Origin of the sequence: Tenacibaculum sp. MAR_2009_124 (assembly GCF_900105455.1) — a bacterium.
GTDB lineage: Bacteria > Bacteroidota > Bacteroidia > Flavobacteriales > Flavobacteriaceae > Polaribacter.
Genome location: NZ_FNSF01000003.1, coordinates 168,931 through 187,580, shown reverse-complemented (window position 1 = coordinate 187,580; position 18,650 = coordinate 168,931). Strand labels below are relative to the sequence as shown.

General features: G+C 31.6%; 16 protein-coding genes and 7 tRNA genes. 20 read left to right on the top strand and 3 right to left on the bottom strand.

The features are described from left to right. Positions 1-2: 2 nt before the first annotated feature. The 4 genes from BLW23_RS10845 to BLW23_RS10830 all read left to right on the top strand — a co-directional run bounded on the left by BLW23_RS10845 (position 3) and on the right by BLW23_RS10830 (position 2,944). Complete coding sequence (locus BLW23_RS10845) at positions 3-860, top strand: hypothetical protein (protein ID WP_093669712.1); 858 nt, start codon at positions 3-5, stop codon at positions 858-860. Between the two features lie 5 nt (positions 861-865). After that, positions 866-1,567, top strand: a complete 702-nt coding sequence (locus BLW23_RS10840) for a DUF434 domain-containing protein (RefSeq protein WP_093669711.1) — start codon at positions 866-868, stop codon at positions 1,565-1,567. A gap of 15 nt (positions 1,568-1,582) precedes the next feature. After that, positions 1,583-2,260 carry a hypothetical protein gene (locus BLW23_RS10835; protein ID WP_093669709.1) on the top strand — a complete coding sequence of 226 codons (678 nt, stop codon included), beginning with the start codon at positions 1,583-1,585 and terminating at the stop codon, positions 2,258-2,260. A 156-nt stretch (positions 2,261-2,416) separates the two neighbouring features. Continuing rightward, positions 2,417-2,944 carry a hypothetical protein gene (locus BLW23_RS10830; RefSeq protein WP_143032147.1) on the top strand — a complete coding sequence of 176 codons (528 nt, stop codon included), beginning with the start codon at positions 2,417-2,419 and terminating at the stop codon, positions 2,942-2,944. Positions 2,945-2,979: 35 nt separating this feature from the next. Here BLW23_RS10830 and BLW23_RS10825 read toward each other — a convergent pair whose 3' ends face one another. Then, positions 2,980-4,473, bottom strand: a complete 1,494-nt coding sequence (locus BLW23_RS10825; RefSeq protein WP_093669705.1) for a hypothetical protein — start codon at positions 4,471-4,473, stop codon at positions 2,980-2,982. A gap of 16 nt (positions 4,474-4,489) precedes the next feature. Then, entirely contained in the window at positions 4,490-5,047 is a 558-nt protein-coding gene (locus BLW23_RS10820) for a hypothetical protein (RefSeq protein WP_093669703.1), read from the bottom strand. Positions 5,048-5,792: 745 nt separating this feature from the next. On the opposite strand from BLW23_RS10820, the gene BLW23_RS10815 reads away from it, so the two are divergent. The 16 genes from BLW23_RS10815 to BLW23_RS10755 all read left to right on the top strand — a co-directional run bounded on the left by BLW23_RS10815 (position 5,793) and on the right by BLW23_RS10755 (position 17,952). Then, positions 5,793-6,479, top strand: a complete 687-nt coding sequence (locus tag BLW23_RS10815; protein ID WP_143032146.1) for a hypothetical protein — start codon at positions 5,793-5,795, stop codon at positions 6,477-6,479. Further along, positions 6,464-7,855: an RtcB family protein gene (locus tag BLW23_RS10810; RefSeq protein ID WP_093669699.1), complete on the top strand. Its 1,392-nt coding sequence runs from the start codon at positions 6,464-6,466 to the stop codon at positions 7,853-7,855. Before BLW23_RS10815 ends, BLW23_RS10810 begins: the two co-directional genes overlap by 16 nt. Before the next feature lie 747 nt (positions 7,856-8,602). Then, positions 8,603-9,043 carry a hypothetical protein gene (locus BLW23_RS10800; protein ID WP_255362781.1) on the top strand — a complete coding sequence of 147 codons (441 nt, stop codon included), beginning with the start codon at positions 8,603-8,605 and terminating at the stop codon, positions 9,041-9,043. Positions 9,044-9,254: 211 nt separating this feature from the next. Beyond that, a complete protein-coding gene (gene prfH / locus BLW23_RS10795; protein WP_093669695.1) occupies positions 9,255-9,947 on the top strand; it encodes a peptide chain release factor H in 693 nt (230 codons plus the stop codon). 156 nt (positions 9,948-10,103) lie between these two features. Next, entirely contained in the window at positions 10,104-10,631 is a 528-nt protein-coding gene (locus BLW23_RS10790; protein WP_093669693.1) for a tetratricopeptide repeat protein, read from the top strand. Between the two features lie 124 nt (positions 10,632-10,755). Then, positions 10,756-10,870, top strand: a tRNA-OTHER gene (locus BLW23_RS23205). A 52-nt stretch (positions 10,871-10,922) separates the two neighbouring features. Beyond that, positions 10,923-11,043 (top strand) — tRNA-OTHER (locus tag BLW23_RS23200). 206 nt (positions 11,044-11,249) lie between these two features. After that, positions 11,250-13,046, top strand: a complete 1,797-nt coding sequence (locus BLW23_RS10785; protein WP_093669691.1) for a hypothetical protein — start codon at positions 11,250-11,252, stop codon at positions 13,044-13,046. Positions 13,047-13,052: 6 nt separating this feature from the next. After that, entirely contained in the window at positions 13,053-13,607 is a 555-nt protein-coding gene (locus BLW23_RS10780; RefSeq protein WP_093669689.1) for a 3'-5' exonuclease, read from the top strand. A 677-nt stretch (positions 13,608-14,284) separates the two neighbouring features. Then, a tRNA-Cys gene (locus tag BLW23_RS10775) sits at positions 14,285-14,357 on the top strand. Between the two features lie 81 nt (positions 14,358-14,438). Next, positions 14,439-14,510: transfer RNA gene (locus BLW23_RS23195), tRNA-Asp, on the top strand. Between the two features lie 289 nt (positions 14,511-14,799). Then, positions 14,800-14,872, top strand: a tRNA-Lys gene (locus BLW23_RS10770). 246 nt (positions 14,873-15,118) lie between these two features. After that, positions 15,119-15,189 (top strand) — tRNA-Gln (locus tag BLW23_RS23190). A 6-nt stretch (positions 15,190-15,195) separates the two neighbouring features. After that, positions 15,196-15,266, top strand: a tRNA-His gene (locus tag BLW23_RS10765). A gap of 31 nt (positions 15,267-15,297) precedes the next feature. Continuing rightward, entirely contained in the window at positions 15,298-15,774 is a 477-nt protein-coding gene (locus tag BLW23_RS10760) for a ribonuclease H-like YkuK family protein (RefSeq protein ID WP_093669687.1), read from the top strand. 1,083 nt (positions 15,775-16,857) lie between these two features. Next, positions 16,858-17,952 carry a slipin family protein gene (locus BLW23_RS10755; protein WP_093669685.1) on the top strand — a complete coding sequence of 365 codons (1,095 nt, stop codon included), beginning with the start codon at positions 16,858-16,860 and terminating at the stop codon, positions 17,950-17,952. Positions 17,953-18,091: 139 nt separating this feature from the next. On the opposite strand, the gene BLW23_RS10750 is transcribed toward BLW23_RS10755, so the two are convergent. After that, entirely contained in the window at positions 18,092-18,565 is a 474-nt protein-coding gene (locus BLW23_RS10750) for a hypothetical protein (RefSeq protein ID WP_093669683.1), read from the bottom strand. Between the last annotated feature and the right edge of the window lie 85 nt (positions 18,566-18,650).

The following is an 18,650-nucleotide window of genomic DNA, read 5'->3' as shown; positions in this document are numbered from 1 at the left end:
AGATGAATTTGGATATAATAATTCATGATTCAAAAATACTCGGTGTGGATTACAACTCTAATGGAGATGTCATTTATATTGATGAAGAAGCCAAAGTATTTAGAAATAATAAAAAAATCAAAATAAAAGGTTTAAATCAAATAACAACCCCGGTTATTAAAATTACTTCAGAAGAACGCTTTTTACTAATTGATAAGGATGGAGGTTCTGGAATGGATAATTGTTGGATTATTAATAATAGAGGAACAATTGAAAGCTCTTTTTTTATTGATTGTATCCTAGAAATTGTCGTTACTAATGAATATGTTATTGCGTCCTACGGGGATTCAATGTTTGACAACGGATCAGAATTTGGTGATGCACAGATCGTTGTTTTTGATTATAATGGAAAGGTAGTTTTTAAATATAATTCACAAGAAAATAAAAGTATTGTAAACTTCTTAGAAAATAAAGCCTTTGTAAAGCAGGATGAGAATACAATTCTATTTATGGCCTATTATGATAAAGAATTAGGTGAAGGCTTCTCGGTTATTCAATTGAACTTGATTGATTTTTCATCCCAAAGATTATTTTTTATTGACAATAAAGAGATCGAAGGAAAAGAAATTTATTTTACAGGCTTCACTCTGAAAAATCGAGAATGGTATTTTTTTGATCAAAATACTGACAGCTGGGATTCTAAGGAAGAAGGAGCATGTATAATTTATAAATTAGATTTCGGAGGATCTATAAAAGAATATTATAGGTATTCTCGCTTAGTAGTAAAACCAATAACAGGGGTATTTAACCAAGGGTTTGTTTTTTTGTCTTATCCCAATTTGGGGGCTTTGTACAGTAGGATTGATTTTTTAAGATTTTAATATTTATGCCAAAAAATAGAGGAAAAGAAGGTCGAGACGATTACTTGTTTGGAGAGTCGTTTATGAAGCGAAAAATTAAAGAAGCTGTTTATGACATGTCTTTCTTACTAGAAAGAGGTTACGGAGAAGCTTCATCTTGTGAATTGGTTGGGAATCGTTACAAATTAAACAAACGTCAACAACAGGCAATCAAAGGAATGTCGGCTGGTGAATCTGCCATTCAAAATAGAAAATCGAGACAAAGATCAATACAGGAAATAAAGAATCAAGCACTTATTATTGACGGTTTTAATCAATTGATTTTATTGGAAAGCATGTTGTCTGAAGCGTATTTATTTCAAGGAAAGGACGGAGCCTATAGAGATTTATCTAGATTACATGGTACTTATAAAAAAGTAAATCAAACGTTAGAGGCAATTGACTTAGTGAAAGACTTTTGTTCTGAAAATAGTATTAATAAAGTAGTATGGGTTTTTGATAAACCTGTTTCGAATAGTGGTAGAATGAAAACCTTATTAAATACCTATGCTGAAGAAAACGGTTTGAATTGGGAGATACTACTTGAAAACAATCCAGACAAAGTTATTGCTGAGAGCAAGGATGTAGTGCTTACCAGTGACGCTTGGATACTGGATAGAGTAAATTCATGGTATAATTTAATAGAAGATTTAATTCCAAAGACTTATTCATACTTAGTTTCTTGCTAATAAAAAGAAATAACTATGCGAGAGAATCATATTTTTAATAAACTGATTGAAGTTCAAAAACAACTTTTGGCGTTGGAAATGAATCACTATTTTCTTCAGTTGAAAGAAGAACACGTAACAATTTTAGCACAAAATGTTCAGTCATATCAACGAGACTATTTATCAATCGAGAAATTTAGGGAACCAAGATTTTCTGAAGAACTAAAAGTTGATCGTAAGGAGATTTTTGAGAAATTTCATTTTTTCAATGAAGAAAAGGATATCGATTTAATTCTTGAGAAACTAAAGCTCATTCCAATTAATGACGTTCTTGTAGTTCTTGGACAGCGAATTACACCAGCTTCTGTTAAAAATGAACAAGGAATTCCTCCAATTGATGACGAAGTTTTTAAGAAGACGTTTAAGCCTTATAATAAACAATTGTCAAAAGGATTGAGAGCATGTGAGAAGCATTCGGAAAGAGTAGAAAACTCTTTCTGGGGAAAAATCGAAGGAAATCCGAATCAAAAAGAAGAAAGGGCAAGAGAAGTAGTAAAGAACTTACTTTTCAATAAAACTTGGTGGAATGTTTACTATCATTATAAACATGAATTGGTTTATGAGGTGCGCATTTCTAGTGGACATGGTGCTCGTTGGAAACTTTCCAATCTCGAATTTATTGGTTTTGTAGAACCACTTGAGATCAATGATTAGTTTTTGTGTATTTGTTGAAAAAAAGACAGAATTAACAAGAAATTGATAAAAAAAGCACTTTAATTAAACTGTTTTTTATTATATATTTGCCGCACCCAAACAAAACACAGCTACTACATAGTTTAATTAATAGATAATCTAAACATAAATAATTATATGATTAGAAAATTCCTCCTGTGTTTTTTCCTTTGTTATACATGGCTGAGTATAGCTCAAATTGAAGCAAATTCAATTATGGCCATCCCCGTTTTAAGCAATACTGAGATGAATAGTGTTGTAACTCCCAATCAAGGAAGTTTTATTTACAATTCTACTGACAATAAACTTTATAAATACACCGGAACGGAATGGCTTCCCATCGGTTTAGGAAGTTTTATTAATGAAGATCTGAAATTGATACGAGGCAATGTAAATGCAAACGGTACAATTGCTCAAGGAACAGGTTTTACAGTTACAAAATTAACGAGTTCAAGATATCAAATTGATTTTTCGAATCCTTTTACAGGTGTACCATCAGTAACATTCACGCCAGGCGATCTCAATGCTCTTAATAACTATGAAGATAATGTTGTAAACATTATATTTCTTTCTAATTCAAGAGTAGTTGTAGTAACACATGACAACGAAGGCGAGAATGTTAGAGAAGATTCTTGGTTTTCTTTTATCGCAGTAGGACCAAGGTAAATTTCGCAGGAAATAGATAATACCTTAAATGGTATTTACTCCAAGATCATAAACCTTTTCTTAGTACCGTTCGTGCTTATCATAATGAATCTTTCGATGTCGTAAGTCCCGAAGTATGGCGAATAGTAAGTATTGGATCTGTTATCTTGTATTTTATTGTAGGAAACATCTCCATTTTCTGAATATTCAATATCGTACAGTGAGGTAGATTCGAACCAACCTCTCGATACTTTGGTTCTCCCGTCTTTTTTCTTTAATAAATGTTTCCCTGAATTAAGGATAACATGAAGCTTGTCATTTTTTATAAAAGCATTATAAGAAGGAGCTGTAGCTCTTTTAAAAATACTTCTTCCCCATTCTAAATTACCATCTTTTGTGTTTTTTAGAATTAAAATGTCATCATAATGATAAGTAGTTACCCAATAACCGCCCATAGTACCATTATGAACATAGGCTTGCGTTATGTAAAACTCTTCAGCGATTAAATAAGTATTTCCTTTACTGTCAGTTAAAACATGGTCTATTTCGAAATTACTTAGTTCTTTGTTTTTCTTCTTTTTTCTTTTCGCTGCCCTGTAATTATATAAATCGTCATAAACTTGTTTTGGTAAAACTTGAGCTTTCTTATTGTCTAATTTAAACTCGGTAGTATTCACCATAAAATTGCAGGCTCCTTTAATTCTGCTTTCATTTATTTCAGAATAAAACCCAGTCAGTTGTATGCTATTCTCATTAGGAATAATTCTTAGAGACCTAATATGTTCTGTATCTAAATCAATTAATAATTCAGTGTTTCCTTCTTTCGTAATTTTATTTAGTACGAATTGGTAATTGGTTTTCTTTTGATGTTTTTTTGATTTATGATTCTTAACATAAAGCTTTCCCAAAGAATAAACATTTGCGTTATCATCAATATATAGATCATTGTGAGTAAATGATCTGTCGCTACTTTCTTGATAAGCAGTTTTATAAACTAAGTTATTAGATGTTACATTGAAAACCCTTATAGTATAGGAATTCTTATTCTTTCTAATATTATCTGTAGCAATCGCAAAGAAATTACCATTTGGAGATAAAGCAAAACTCGTATTATGATTTTTTCTTGAACCAAATAAGCTCTGTTTTTTCTCAACAGTTGTTTCGAATATCGTTTTTTTAGAATAAGATTTTTTGTTCAAATCTATAGTATGACAAAATAGAATTCGTTCATCTTTTTTAGGAGCATAAACTGTAAAAAAGTTAAGTTTGTTATTATAGAATAATTCTCCAACGTGTTTTTCCTTTCTACTACTTTTAATAACTTCTGAAAATATCTTGTCAGAATTATTATTAAAGACATCAAACAAGAATTTTTTTCTTCCATTTCTAGCAATAATGGTTTCACCTGATTCCGAAGTAAAAATAGAGGTAATTTCATAGGCTTTTACTTTATCCTTAAATGGCTTTGTTTCTGTAGCTTTGAGTGACGTCGATTGTCCGACTACCTGAAGAGAAAGTAGTAGAAGACAAAGTGTGTAAAATGTTTTCATAGTAATTTAAATTGATTTAATTGTTTTTATTTAGTTCTAAGTAATCAGTGAAATAATCTAAGAACCATTTTAGATCATCCTTTAAATAGTGTTCATTTTCAGAATCAAAACCTAAAATTTGATACTCGTTATTAGATTTATCGATTAACACTAGAGTTCCCTCTAAAACATCATCTTGAACTTCCTTAATTCTGGGTTCAAAACGTTTCGAATTGGTACTATCTAACCTCACTTCTTTAGTACTGCTTTTTATTTGTATTGAATTGTTCAATAATATTTTTAAATTTTGATTGGATTGCGATTTTGCTCGCATTCTAGAAATATTGAAGAAAGCAGTTCCAAAAAGTAAAATTAAAGCACCAATTACTTTTCCATTGGTAATTCCATAAGGAGAGGAAGAATCGGATAACAAGAAGACTAGTAAAGCTATACCTAAAATTGCAGGAAACACAATTAACCCAAAAAATATGGGGTAATCCATTTTAGGTTTGCCAATTACAATTTTATTGTTCTCTCTGGAATAGGAAATTTTTAGTCTTTTTAATTTCGACTCTAACAAATTTTCTTTTGTCATACTAATGCAGCTATTTTTTTGGTGCAAATATAATTACTTCCTATTTATTATAGTTGTATAATTCATTTTATGAACCTAACAAACCATAATATTCTATAAAATATTTGGGAATTTTTAAGAAAATTAACCATATTTGCCGTTCATTAAAGTAAAAAACAACGTAAAATTATACCTATGACAATACTAAAACAAACATATCAGGACGCTCAAATGCGCTTTTGTGGGGTAGGTTTTAGGTAATAATTCACAATATAAAAAAGCAAAAAGCGTCCAAAATTAATTTTGGACGCTTTTTTTATGAAAAAAAATAAAACCTGAAAACCACATTGACAAGTGTAATTGAAAAGTATACATATCGAAGAATCAAGGTGTTATAAGATCTGCAAAAAGCGGAGTAGAAATCTATCGCATAAATAAAGAGTTATTTGTTTGATTTTCAGTAAGTTGAGATTTATTTTTATTTGCAGGTTAAGAAAAAAGTATACATATTTGCATCGCAATAACGCAACAAAATAATTTTAATAACGAAGTCCAATGTTTGTAATTAATATAGAACAACAGAGCTGTTATACTGATCTAGGATCAAAAAAGCAGACGCTTCGTGATTACTTTTCTTATAAATAGTAACTTATTATATATGCAAAGTAATCCGAAGCCCTAAAAGTTTCGGGTTTTTTTTGCTGTAACTCCAAAAAGTTATCGATTAAAATTCCGAAGCAGGAATAAATCGTAAAACAAGTATTTTTTGAAACCACAAAACTTAAAGTCTTTTAGGCTTAAAGAAGTGCGTCGTATTCTAAAAAGACAATATGAAATTTACAAAGAGTTAAGAAATCTTGGATATCGAAAACTGGAAAGACCTATTCGTCATGGATGGTTTAAAGAAATTGTAATTACCCAAAACATAGAACGCTATAAAAATCGTGTGGCTATTGAAGAGCTTTTTAATCAAGTTGAAAGAGCATATTGGGGAAGAACAAAAGAATTAGCCGAGAGAAAATGGATAAATAGGGTGTCAAAGTATTTGATTTACAAAGATTTTCCAACAATAAGTAAAAAGCAATTTAATAAACTAAGCGAGCCAGCTAAAGCTATGTGTACTTCATTCTATTATAGGAATGAAGCTAAAAAACTAAAGCTAAGATTTTACGTAAGAATTCCGAAAGGAGCTTATCGAATAAAATTTACAAGGGCTTATGTAACACATTCAAAAAGGATTGATCCTGACTTATTAAGTGAAGATAGCTTTTTGGAAAGTAAACTTTTAAGAAGTGGATATTATGAAATTACTAGGAAAATCTACAATTGGAAGTATTACGACAAAACTGAATTAAAAAGAACACGAAGAAAAGTAAAATCTCAAATGAAGAGAATCAAACATTATTCAATTGAGAAACTGATAAAAGAAGAAATATCATGGGAAAGAAGTTAAAAGGAAAAGATCTAATCAAATTAGGGTTTCCACAAAACAATAGTATAAATATTGCTTTAGGGCAAATACATAGATATAGAAAAAAAGAAAAGAAAGATCGCATTTTAGAAGAAGCAAAGGAGGTATTGTTGAATCCAGAAAAATTTGAAGGCAATGCTATCTGGGGAAAGGTTGTTGAAGGATTGATAAAACCCGTTGAGGTTCAAATGCACAAATTAAGGAACACTCGTGCTCCATTTAGTATTTATGGTGAAAATGAAATTGATGAGCAAGCGAAGTTTCAATTATATGACGCATTAAAATTACCAATAGCGAAAGCAGGGGCTTTAATGCCAGATGCACATTCAGGATACGGATTACCTATTGGTGGTGTTTTAGCCACAGATAATGCGGTAATTCCTTATGGAGTAGGTTTGGATATTGGTTGTCGGATGAGTTTAAGTATTTATCCAATGAAGGCGAGTTATCTAAAAGGTAAACAACATCAACTGGAGAATATACTAAAAGAACATACAAAATTTGGAATGTATGAAACACACCGCCAAAAACATGATCATGAAATATTTGAAAATGCGGCATTTCAGGACATCCCTTTGTTGAAAAAATTAAAGATAAAGGCATATAATCAATTAGGAACCTCAGGAGGAGGTAATCATTTTGTTGAATTTGGAACTGTTGATATAACAGAAGAGAATAACGAATTTAAGGTGCCCGTTGGACAATATGTTGGCTTATTAACCCATAGTGGGAGCAGAGGCTTGGGGGCTAACATTGCAAAACACTATAGTTATTTGGCTAGCAAGCAGTGTCCACTTCCAAAGAACGTACAGCATTTGGCTTGGTTAGATTTAAATACGCACGACGGACAAGAATATTGGTTAGCTATGAATTTGGCTGGAGATTATGCAAAGGCATGTCACGATAATATTCATAAAAGAATAGGTAAACTATTGGGAAGTAAATCAATTGCGACTATTGAGAATCATCACAATTTCGCTTGGAAAGAAACCATTAATGGCGAAGAACATATTGTTCATCGCAAGGGAGCAACTCCAGCAGGAAAAGGAGCCTTAGGAATTATTCCAGGATCTATGGTAGCTCCAGGTTTTATTGTTAGAGGACTGGGAAATGAAGATAGTTTGTTTTCGGCATCGCATGGAGCAGGAAGAAAGCATTCTCGAAGAAAGTGTAAAGAGAAGTTTACCAAAAGTGATATCAAACATCAGTTGAAAATGAACGGAGTAACACTTATTGGTGGAGGGGTAGATGAAGCACCAATGGCTTATAAAAACATTAAAAAAGTAATGGGCAACCAACAAGAGTTAGTAGAAGTATTAGGAACCTTTACTCCGAAAATTGTTCGAATGGATCGTTAGTTCATCAAGGGGTTTAAACCCCTTAACAGTATACGATTATAAACCAATAGTAGATGTAGAGAAATATACCTTGAGTAAGATGGATTTCTCAGTCGCCGTGGCTTCTTCGAAATGACTGGGTAAAAAGGATTACTAAGTTGTCAGTTCGAGTGATTTTTCTTAGAGAAACGTATAAAAATTGTATCGAGAACTGTTATTGAAGTAACCATTAATTAAAAAGTGAAGTTATGTGTAGATATGCCGAACATGTGTACAAATCACACTTTGTCTGTTTTAAGTGTCAAAAGGGATTTAAGAGAAGGTTGTTAGTTGACTTTAGTGGGGAAAAGGACCAAAAAGAAACAGTTTCTCATTGTCCAAACTGTAGATCCATTATGACAAATGTGGGCAAAGATTGTGAGATACCAAGAAAAACTGATGTGAAAAAATGGAAGTTTCTTAAAGACTTGATAGAATTAGGAATATCATACCATTCTTGTGGTTGTAGCGGACCAGGTTACATACCAAGAAACCGAATGGAATTAAGCTAGTACCTCAACAAAGAATAATAAAAAAGAAATTGAACTTGTTTAAGTTTTTTGTGTTTAAGCGAAAATTAGAAGTTTTAAGTATTGTTGAAGGCTTTTTTGAATTGCATAGCAGGGCTACGGAAAGAAGAAAAGACAATTACAGGGCTGAAAACAGCAATTTTTTAGCAAATAGAAAAAGTTTAAACAAGTTCATTATAAAAACATAAAAACATAAAAAATGAAAAGAGAACACAACACAAAAAGATACGGAGAAATATGGCCGCAATATAAAATAGACAAAGGCCTAGAAATATTAAAAATAGTACAACAATGGATTATTGTCTCAGGAGGTTGGGCATGGCATTTTATGTCAGAAGAAAACCACATAGAATACAAACATGCTCATGATCATAAAGACATTGATATTTTCGTTCATCCTGAAAATGTAGCTCAAGTAATGCTATTATTACAAGAAAATGATTTTGAGAAAGTATGGACAAGATATGACCATTTACCGAGCAACGAGAATTTCAGACGTTATGAAAAAATAGATTGGTTACCCAATGGAAAACAATATAAAGTAACTATAGATTTTTTTGAAGCGAAGAATATAGAAACTATTGAGGTCAATAATTGGACTTTAGTAGCTCCAAAAACACTCTTAGGTTTTTATAATTGACCTTTAGCATCAGTGAAAACTCTTTAATAAAGCCATTAAAAGGGTTAAGCTATAATGTTGAGTATTTTAAATCTCACTTAGTGAGTAATATTCACGCCAGTGGTAATTGCTGGGCAGTAAAAAAAGCGTTTGAGTTACTAGTAAATGGTAAAAATTTAATCGGAAATCCATTGTTGTCTAAAATCCCATAAGGATATTCCTTATAGATAACATGCAAACAAAAATTATACAAATAACAGCAGCGAAAGGTCCTGCCGAATGCGCTTGGGTAGTCGCGAAAGTGTTAAAGATATTTTTAAAAGAAATACAAAGTAAAAACATAACATATGAAATCATTCAAAAAGAGAATGGTATCGAAAATGGAACAGTGCAGTCGGTTCTTATACAACTAAAAAGTAAAGATCTCAATCAATATTTAAATAATTGGTTAGGCACCATCCAATGGATAGGAGTTTCTCAATTCCGAAAACATCATAAACGAAAGAATTGGTTTATTGGTTGTTTTGAATTATCTGGAATACAAAGTGAATCCTTTGCTTATATGGATATTGAATTCCAAGCCATTCGAAGTTCTGGACCTGGAGGGCAACATGTAAATAAAGTAAGCTCTGCAATACGAGCAAAGCATAAACCTACAGGAGTTCAGGTACTGGTGTCGGATAGTCGTTCGCAGCATCAAAACAGAAAAATAGCTGTTGAGCGATTAAAAGCCAAAGTGAATGAATGTTATTCTGAAAAACTAAAGGAAAGTGATAAACAGCAATGGGGAAATCATTTGACTTTAGAAAGAGGGAATCCCGTAAAGGTTTTTATTGGAACGGATTTTAAAAAACAAAAAGAATCAAAAAAGTATAGTTCGAAACGAAATCAATTAAAAAATGATTTACGAAGAGGACTACAGTAAAAGAATTGTCAGTTCGAGTGATTTTTCACAGAGAAACGAAGAAAAATTGTATCGAGAACTGTCTAAAAAATAAGAACAGTCTTTTCCAAACCTCACAGGTTTTTAAAACCTGTGAGGTCTCCAAAAAAGTAAGTTCAATAACAAAAGAAAAGAACAATGGCAACATTAGTAAACAATTATATTTTCAAGGCATTGGATGCATATCCATATGATTTAGAAGAAACAGTTGAAGCATTAAACTATGCATTGTCTTATGACGATAAGAATAGCACGGCTTTATTACTATCAGGACGAATTCAAGCAGAAATACTTAAAGACTATGAAAAAGCGAAAAGTATTTATCAAGAGGCATTGGCTGAAAATGTGAATGCCATTGAAATTTATCCACATTACATACATACGTTATTATGTAATGAAGATTTGGAAGAAGCGAAACGCTTAATTGATTTTGCATTAACAGTAAAAGGATCTGATAAGGCTGTTTTATATGTAGCTAAAGCAAATCTATTTGAGCAAAAGAAAAAGTACAAGAAAGCTCTGGCAATACTGAAAAAGGCTAGAATACAAACATATAATAGTGATTATTTGTATTGTGTTGAAAAAGAGGAAGAACGTATAAAGGGGAAGATTCCGAAAAAGAAAAAAGAAAAGTCAAAAAAGTGTAAAAAGAAAAAAAAGAAGTAAATATTTTTAGTTACGCAAAAACATTGCGTAATAGTGTGAAATATTTGCATTGTAATTGAAAAAAAAGGCCTCATCATAACAAAGATTGTGGTGAGGCACTTAAAAAAGTTCATTGAAATGTAAAAGTTCGGTAGCTCAGTGGTTAGAGCAACAGACAACACTATTCGCTATGAAAAAGCAACAATAGTTCCTATGAAAATAAAAACTGTGTGTCGCAGGTTCGATTCCTGCCCGAACTTCTAAACCAATAAAGATTTTTTTTAACTAAAATACTTTCCATTGGTTTAAACAGACTCAGTAGCTCAAATGGATAGAGCGCCGATATCTACTATTCGCTATGAAAAGGCAACAATAGTTCCTATAAAAAGACTTCGGGGTCCGGAGGTTGCAGGTTCGAGTCCTGTCTGAGTCACGAAAAATACTGACAAAGAAAGTTCCTATAATTCATTCACAGAAATTACTTTCCGTCAGGAAAAGACAAAAAGAGTTCCTATTAATCCGGTTCGACTCCGGGGCATGTTTGGTCATTTTTACTCTTCGTCTTTTTTAAAACAAATAGGTAAAAGGTGTTCCTATACAATTTGAAAAATACGCCTCACTTATTAAAAAATATGAAAAATGAGAACATTAAAATTGTTTAACGCGGTAATAGCAAAAAAAACGGTATCAAATGAAAATCCTTATGTGTCAACAGGTGGATTTATTATCGAAAAGAATGCTTTATGGGCTAAAGATACTATTACAACATACTACGAAAAAGAACGATTAACTGGAAACGACTTAAACAAAACCTTCCATAAATCATGGAACAAAATTAAGTCTAGTTCTAGAGTTGAATTGTATGTTGATCAAATTCAACATTATATATCAACTTACGGAAGTAATTTTACAAGCGAAATTTACATTCCTTCAGAAGTTGTTGATATTCCAGAAGTAAAGTTAATATACAAAGTTATTAAAGCATATACCAAAGAAGAAATGACTCAAAAATGTATGTCATTACTTCAATCGGGAATTGCTTTAAAAGAAGAAACAATAAATGATTTATTATCAATATTGGTAGATGAATTGGAGTATGAGTTTACGGGGAAAGAAAACATCAGAAATAAAGAAGCTGTTGTTAAAATAGCAGATTTGTATCATGTATATCCAGAAAATGTTGTGGAGTTTTTCCGATACATTATTTATAGAACAACCGATTCAACATTGCTTATTAAAAATGAAGAGTTAATTGAAGCGATAAAAAATAGCTCGTATAATCCTTCAATGGCATTCAATAAATATGGATTAGAAAAGCTAGCTGAAATTTTCAATCGATTTAAGCCTTTGTTTTTAGCCTATAAAAATAGAGCACCAAAAACAATCAATAAAATAAGTAAGCTGTCGAAAAAGTTTCATAAGCCAATGGTTTCAAATCCATTAAATGAAGTAACATTTTCTTTATTAACTGAAAATGATATTCATTGGTTAGATAACGCAACTCCTTTTGCTTTATTCAAAGCGTTGAGTGCTTGCTATATCAGAAAAAATGGACAAGATACCTTTTTGTATAGAGTAAGAAACGGAAAATCGTGGGTTAAGCCAGGTGCTATTTCGTATGCAAGTGAGATGAATTACGATTTTATCTTGAGCTATATGAAAACAAAATTCAATTTGGAAGATACTAAAATTTACATACCAGCGGATGTTGAGTACGCGTTACCTACTTCTGAGAAAATGAATGTTGGAAACATTCCAACGGGAACAAAGTTTTTCGGAGAGAAATTAGCCGTAGGTATTTATTGGAAAAACGAATGGGGAGCGAGCGATTTGGATTTATCTGGTTTAAACATTGGAGGAAAAGTTGGTTGGGATGCAAGCTACAAGCAAAATAATGGAAGCCTATTATATTCTGGTGATATCACATCTGCACCAAAAGGAGCAGTGGAGTATTTATATGCAGCGAATGGTTTAAACGCTCCAACATTTGTGAATAGCAATGTATATTCAGGAAAGGTAGATTGTGAATATAAAATTGTAATTGGTAAAGGAAGTAACATCAATAAAAATTACATGATGGATCCTAATGAGTTATTTGCTGAAATAAAATGTAGTTCTGTACAGCATCAAACTGTTTTGGGAATGTTATTACCAGAAAGCAAGAAACAAAAGGTTTTGGGTATTCCAATGAAAGGAGAAGAAAAACAATCGTTTGTATTGTTGAATTTTGGAGCTGGACATGCGCGAGTTTCAGGAAATTCAGAGGTGTCAAATTTGGCTACAAAAGCATTATATCAACAATGGAAAAATCCATTATCATTTAAAATGATTGTTGAAATGTTGGGAGCAGAAATAGTAACAAATAAAGAAGAAGCTACTCATGATTTTTCTTTAGATGTACTTGAAAAAGATAGTTTTATTAAACTTTTTGAATAGAAAAAAATGAATAAGAATAAAATAATAATTATAGACTTAGAAGCTACTTGTTGGGATGGGAAAATTCCATCCGGACAAGTAAATGAAATCATAGAAATTGGTATTTGTGTGTTAAATACGGAGTCTGGTGAAATATCTAAAAATAAAGGAATATTAATCAAACCAGAACGATCTGAAGTAAGTCCGTTTTGTACAGAACTTACTACAATAACACAGGAGCTTTTAGATAAAGAAGGAGTTTCTTTTTTAGAAGCATGTAATCAATTGAGAAATGAATACAATCCAAAGGAATATGTATGGGCTAGTTATGGGTATTATGACTTGAATATGCTAAAGAAGCAATGTAAAATCAGGAATGTTGAGTATCCCATGTCTCAAGAACATATCAATGTTAAAGTACTCTTTTCCGAAGTAAAAGGACTTTCTAAGAAAGTAGGAATGAATGGAGCATTGCATATTCTAAATTTTGAATTAGAAGGAACTCACCACCGTGGGATAGATGATGCAAGGAATATTGCGAAAATTTTAGATTGGAGCCTCAAAAATAAAAAGGAAGCTTAACGTATGTAAAATAATCAAATGAATGATAGTAATACGATCGTCCTAATTGTTTAGGACGCTTTTTTTATCGCAAAATCATGGCCAGATAATGAATCTCGGCGATTGTTTCAAAAGATATAACTCGTTGGTATACGTACATCGAGATAGTTAAATAAAATAGAAAAATGTTAGTAGAGGTTAATTAGAAATAAAACAATAAAAACTGAAAGCAATTGAGAGACAGACTTTTGTAAATAGGAACTAAATCCGTGAGATAACGGATAGGAATTTTATTGTCTAGTATTTAAATTAAACACCTGTTAATCAGTAAAATAAATTAAAATTTTTCTTGCGTAATTAAAAAATACATTTCATATTTGCATCGTCAAAAAGAAACAAAGAATTATTAAAATAGTAAAATAATGAAATCGTATAAACAACATAGTATAGCATATTATTTAGAATTTAGTTCGCCGAAAGAGGAGCTGCTTTTCTGTGGAGATTGTACGCAATTCATTAATAAAAAGGAGATAGATTATGAGAATATAAATTAATATATATTCTTATGAAAGATACAAAGCATCTCCTTACAAGAGATGCTTTTTTTTATGCTATGAGTTATGGAAATATTGGGAAGATTGCTAACTCACTTGATTTAAATCGTCATTGTAAGAGATGATTCTTTTACGTACAAAAAGGACAAGGTGGCTGAATGGTTAAGGCGGCGGACTGCAACTCCGTTTTTTATGAGTTCGATCCTCATCCTTGTCTCAATGATCATTATTCAATTATTAGTGAACAATGGTCAATAAATAATGAACACTGATAATTGATCATTGTAAAACTGAAAAAGGTTCATTGGGGTAATGGTTATCCTTCCCGACTGTCTCTCGGGAGATACGAGTTCGATTCTCGTATGAACCGCTAATATATAATCAATAAACAATTGTTGATGGTCAATTATTGACGGCAACTGATAATTGCAAAGTTGATTATAAAACAGGGAAGATAGCGATTGGTTGTTTATTCCGTATATCGGAAAGGTTGTAGGTTCGAAATACGAAGTATTCATGAACACCGAAATGGAAATAAAAAAGAACAATGAACTAATCCTGCTTCCCAGACTAAAACTAGAAAGGAGTGTGTTTAAAGACTTGGGATAATACAAATCGCATGGTTGTAAAAAGAATTGTACTGTTCTGAGTCTTTAAATTAAGGTATAACTCAGCTGGTAGAGTACCGTGCTTTTAACACGGGAGTCTTGGGTTCGAATCCCAACGCCTCAACAATTGCAGGAATTGCGGAAATGGTATACGCGTCTGACTTATACCAGTTCTGATTTAATATTCCACAAATAAAAAGCAGATATTTTTTGTTTAGACAAAAAAGAAAATTAAGGCATAGCCTCAGTTATAACTTCTTTTTATTTTGAAGTGTAAACGGAAAAGATCAATTTTTCATGAGTAATATTAAGTTGGAAATGGTATTGTAATCAGAATCTTGAGAGTTCGAGTCTCTCTTCCTGTACAATTAAACCTGTGATGTAATGGTTAGCATACAAGACTTTGACTCTTGTTGTATGGTTCAAATCCTATCAGGTTTACATATGGTGGCTTTAGTTTATTTGGTAAAACGTCTCGTTGTGGTTGAGAAGAACAGGGTTCGAATCCCGAAGTCACCCAAAAAAAGTAAATGAAAAAAAGTAGAAATTGTGGAACAAAAATGGAGAAATTTTAGTGGAAAAGTATTCGAAGGTTCTATTGTTGAGGTGCTAGAAAAAGCCATCTCTAAAGAACAAAAAGAAGGATATCGTTTAAAAGTTTGTGTGGGTTCTGATTCTCAGGCTTACAAATCGTATGTAGAGTATGCAACAGCAATTGTTGTTTTAAGAGAAGGAAAAGGAGGTTTTATGTTTATTAGAAATCATAAAGGACCCAAAAAGGTATCTCTTAAAGAGCGTATGCTAAAGGAAGTAACGATGTCTGTGGAAGTGGCGTATGCAATATGTGATTTACTTGATGGCTATAATGTAGGATTGGAAGTACATGCGGATATTAACACAGACCCTAAGTTTCAATCGAATGTGGCTTTAAAAGATGCTATGGGTTACATTTTAGGAATGGGGTTTGAATTTAAAGCAAAGCCACATGCCTTTGCAAGTTCTTCTTGTGCAGATAAGGTTGTTTAATCGCAGGGCGATAGCCAAGGATTCACTATCAGTTCGAGTGGTTTTTATGGAATGGAACGGAGTAAAAATTGTATTGAGAACAAGTTAATAATTGGAATTTAAAATCTTCTCGATACAAAATTATGTTGTTTGATAACGCATGATTTCACTTGAGCTGATATAAAAAATAAAGAATTTATAGTTGCGCAAAAACACTGCGTAATAGTATGAAATATTTGTAATGTAATTGAAAAAGAACGCCGTTAAAAGCGGGAGGATTGCAAAAGAAAAACAAAGTAAAAGAAAAAGTCATCATTTATAATGAAGTTAAAATATCAAGCGAGTCTTGTTGCGTGTTTCTGTATAGCACCATTGTATAAAACCTTGCAGTAATGTATTAGTGTTTTATGTGCAACTTTACTTGAAGGTTTTGATTGTTAGCCAAAAAACAGTCACAAGTTCTATGTGTCATGGGTTCGAATCCCATCTTCCCCGCAAAGTAAATAAGAAAAAAGGGGAAGTAGCTCAGTTGGTTAGAGCAATAGATTAGAGTTCGTGGGTTCGAATCCCACTCCTGAGAAATTAGGATGGCAGAGCGGTCGAATGCGAAGGAGTGAAAATCCTTTAACTCACAGACCTTTCACGTCTGTATTTTTTTGCACAGGTTCGAATCCTGTCACAGCTACCAAAACTAGGCTGTGTGGCTCAGTTGGGTAGAGCACTACGCTCATAACGTAGGTTTATTTTTGAAAAGCGCATCATCTTTTAAAACTGATGATAAAAGTAATGGGTGTTACATGAGTTTTTAAATCACAAGATGATACCAAGAGTTTATTCTTTGTTTTCGTTAGAATGATTAAAAAACACTTATCAAAATACCTTGAAATAGTAAACTGTTTGAATGAAATACGTTTGATGTTTGCAAATCAATTATTGTTCAGAAAAAGAATGATAATCCATTTGAGAAACAATTTCGATATTACTTCAAAGACTTAGTATTTCCGTATGCTGATAAGCATGGACATTCAATGCTTTTATAATAAAAAAGATTAAAAATTCAATTTAAAAATTGATAAAGGAGAAGTATAACTAAAATTAAAACAAATGAAAAGAGTAAGAATTAACCAAGGATATGTTGGATTGGTGTTCAAAAATGGTGATTATCTTAAGGTAATTACACAAGGTGTGTATTGGTTAGGGTTTAATCATGAAGTAAAAATGTATGATTTAACTAGAGATTTTTACGCTCCAATAGCTTTAGAGATTTTACTTAAAGATGAATATTTGGCAACACTGATAGAAGTGGTTGAAGTAAAAGATGGCCAATTGGCTTTTGTTTATGAAAACAACAACTTTAAAAGAGTTTTGTATGCAGGTAGGTATGTTTTCTGGAAAGGTTTAGTGAACAGAAAGATAGAGTTATTTGATACTTCAGAAATTGAAATGCCAAAGAATATGGACAAGACTTTGTTTAACAATTTTGAGGTAAACAAAAATATTAGAGTTTTTGAAGTAGCAGCTTATGAAAAAGCTGTATTGCTTATCAATGATGTTTACGAAAAAACCTTAACGGGTGGTGTTTACAGATACTGGAGAAATGACACCACGATTAAGTTAGTAAAAGTTGATATGCGTCAATTACAATTGGAGATTTCAGGTCAGGAATTGTTAACAAAAGACAAAGCAAACATTAGAATAAACTTCTATACTCAATATAAGGTTGTTGATGTTGAAAAAGCGTTGTTAGTGAATAAAGACTATGAAAAGCAGTTATATATTGCTATGCAATTAATTTTAAGAGCTTATGTTGGTGGATATACTTTAGATGAGTTGTTAGAAAAGAAAGAAGATATTGCGACCTCAGTATTTAATGAAGTTCAAGATAAAGCAACTGCTCTAGGTGTTAAAGTGTTAAACTGTGGAATTAGAGATGTTATTTTAACTGGTGAAATGAAAGAGATCATGAATCAAGTTTTAGTAGCTCAGAAAAAAGCTCAGGCTAATATTATTACCCGAAGAGAAGAAACAGCTTCAACAAGAAGCTTGTTGAATACTGCTAAATTAATGGAAAACAACGAAATGTTGTTCAAATTAAAGGAGATGGAATATGTGGAGAAAATTGCTGATAAAATTGGTGAAATTACGGTATCAGGGAATGGAAACGTAATCAAACAATTAAAGGAAATTTTTACACATTAAAGTTGAATAGTTTTTAGAGAAACAGTCAATTGTAATTTATGGTAAAATTAAGGCTTACTATAAATTACAATTGACTGTTTATATATTAGTTCTTGCTCTTTTTTTTAGTGAAAAAGGAAATACTAAACAAAGATTAAATTTATTTGTTAAGATAAAAAGATCTGTTTTGAGGAGTATAAACAATACTGAGTTTATTTTTATTAGTTTTTTCAATTTGCTTCTTAAAAGATGAAATTAATTTTTCTTGATCTTTATAGATACTGGACCTCCTTAGAACGTCATTTTTGGTTTTTTTATCACAGGCAAAAGCTATTTCATAACTATTGTTTAATATTCTATTTTTTACATCAGCGGGATTCCCTAAGAGAAAAAAATCAGGTTCCTTCGCTTCTAGGTTTAAAAAAATAACATTTCTGTTTTTAGCAACATATTCGTAGTTTATATAAACGATTTGATCATTTGAAAGTTGAAAACTCATTGAAGAAACCATTTGAAAAAGTTCGCTAAATGACATTGATTTACTTCGAATGACATTAAGTTCTTCGTCTGAAATACAAGCTAAAAAAAGTAGTAAAGTAAGTGTAAGTTTTAAAAATTTGGGGAGAATTTTCATGGTTAAAGACGAGTTCTGGTTATTTAAATTTAAAAAGATAAAACTCAAAAGTAAATCCCTACTTTCCCTAGGCACTTTCAGAAAA

What these genes read in the sequence shown, in the direction of transcription:
- BLW23_RS10810 (WP_093669699.1), top strand. Translation starts at nt 6,464, where the DNA reads ATGGGAAAGAAGTTAAAAGGAAAAGATCTAATCAAATTAGGGTTTCCA.
- prfH (WP_093669695.1), top strand. Translation starts at nt 9,255, where the DNA reads ATGCAAACAAAAATTATACAAATAACAGCAGCGAAAGGTCCTGCCGAA.
- BLW23_RS10785 (WP_093669691.1), top strand. Translation starts at nt 11,250, where the DNA reads ATGAGAACATTAAAATTGTTTAACGCGGTAATAGCAAAAAAAACGGTA.
- BLW23_RS10780 (WP_093669689.1), top strand. Translation starts at nt 13,053, where the DNA reads ATGAATAAGAATAAAATAATAATTATAGACTTAGAAGCTACTTGTTGG.
- BLW23_RS10820 (WP_093669703.1), bottom strand. Translation starts at nt 5,047, where the DNA reads ATGACAAAAGAAAATTTGTTAGAGTCGAAATTAAAAAGACTAAAAATT.
- BLW23_RS10830 (WP_143032147.1), top strand. Translation starts at nt 2,417, where the DNA reads ATGATTAGAAAATTCCTCCTGTGTTTTTTCCTTTGTTATACATGGCTG.
- BLW23_RS10845 (WP_093669712.1), top strand. Translation starts at nt 3, where the DNA reads ATGAATTTGGATATAATAATTCATGATTCAAAAATACTCGGTGTGGAT.
- BLW23_RS10835 (WP_093669709.1), top strand. Translation starts at nt 1,583, where the DNA reads ATGCGAGAGAATCATATTTTTAATAAACTGATTGAAGTTCAAAAACAA.
- BLW23_RS10750 (WP_093669683.1), bottom strand. Translation starts at nt 18,565, where the DNA reads ATGAAAATTCTCCCCAAATTTTTAAAACTTACACTTACTTTACTACTT.
- BLW23_RS10840 (WP_093669711.1), top strand. Translation starts at nt 866, where the DNA reads ATGCCAAAAAATAGAGGAAAAGAAGGTCGAGACGATTACTTGTTTGGA.
- BLW23_RS10755 (WP_093669685.1), top strand. Translation starts at nt 16,858, where the DNA reads ATGAAAAGAGTAAGAATTAACCAAGGATATGTTGGATTGGTGTTCAAA.
- BLW23_RS10825 (WP_093669705.1), bottom strand. Translation starts at nt 4,473, where the DNA reads ATGAAAACATTTTACACACTTTGTCTTCTACTACTTTCTCTTCAGGTA.
- BLW23_RS10790 (WP_093669693.1), top strand. Translation starts at nt 10,104, where the DNA reads ATGGCAACATTAGTAAACAATTATATTTTCAAGGCATTGGATGCATAT.
- BLW23_RS10800 (WP_255362781.1), top strand. Translation starts at nt 8,603, where the DNA reads ATGAAAAGAGAACACAACACAAAAAGATACGGAGAAATATGGCCGCAA.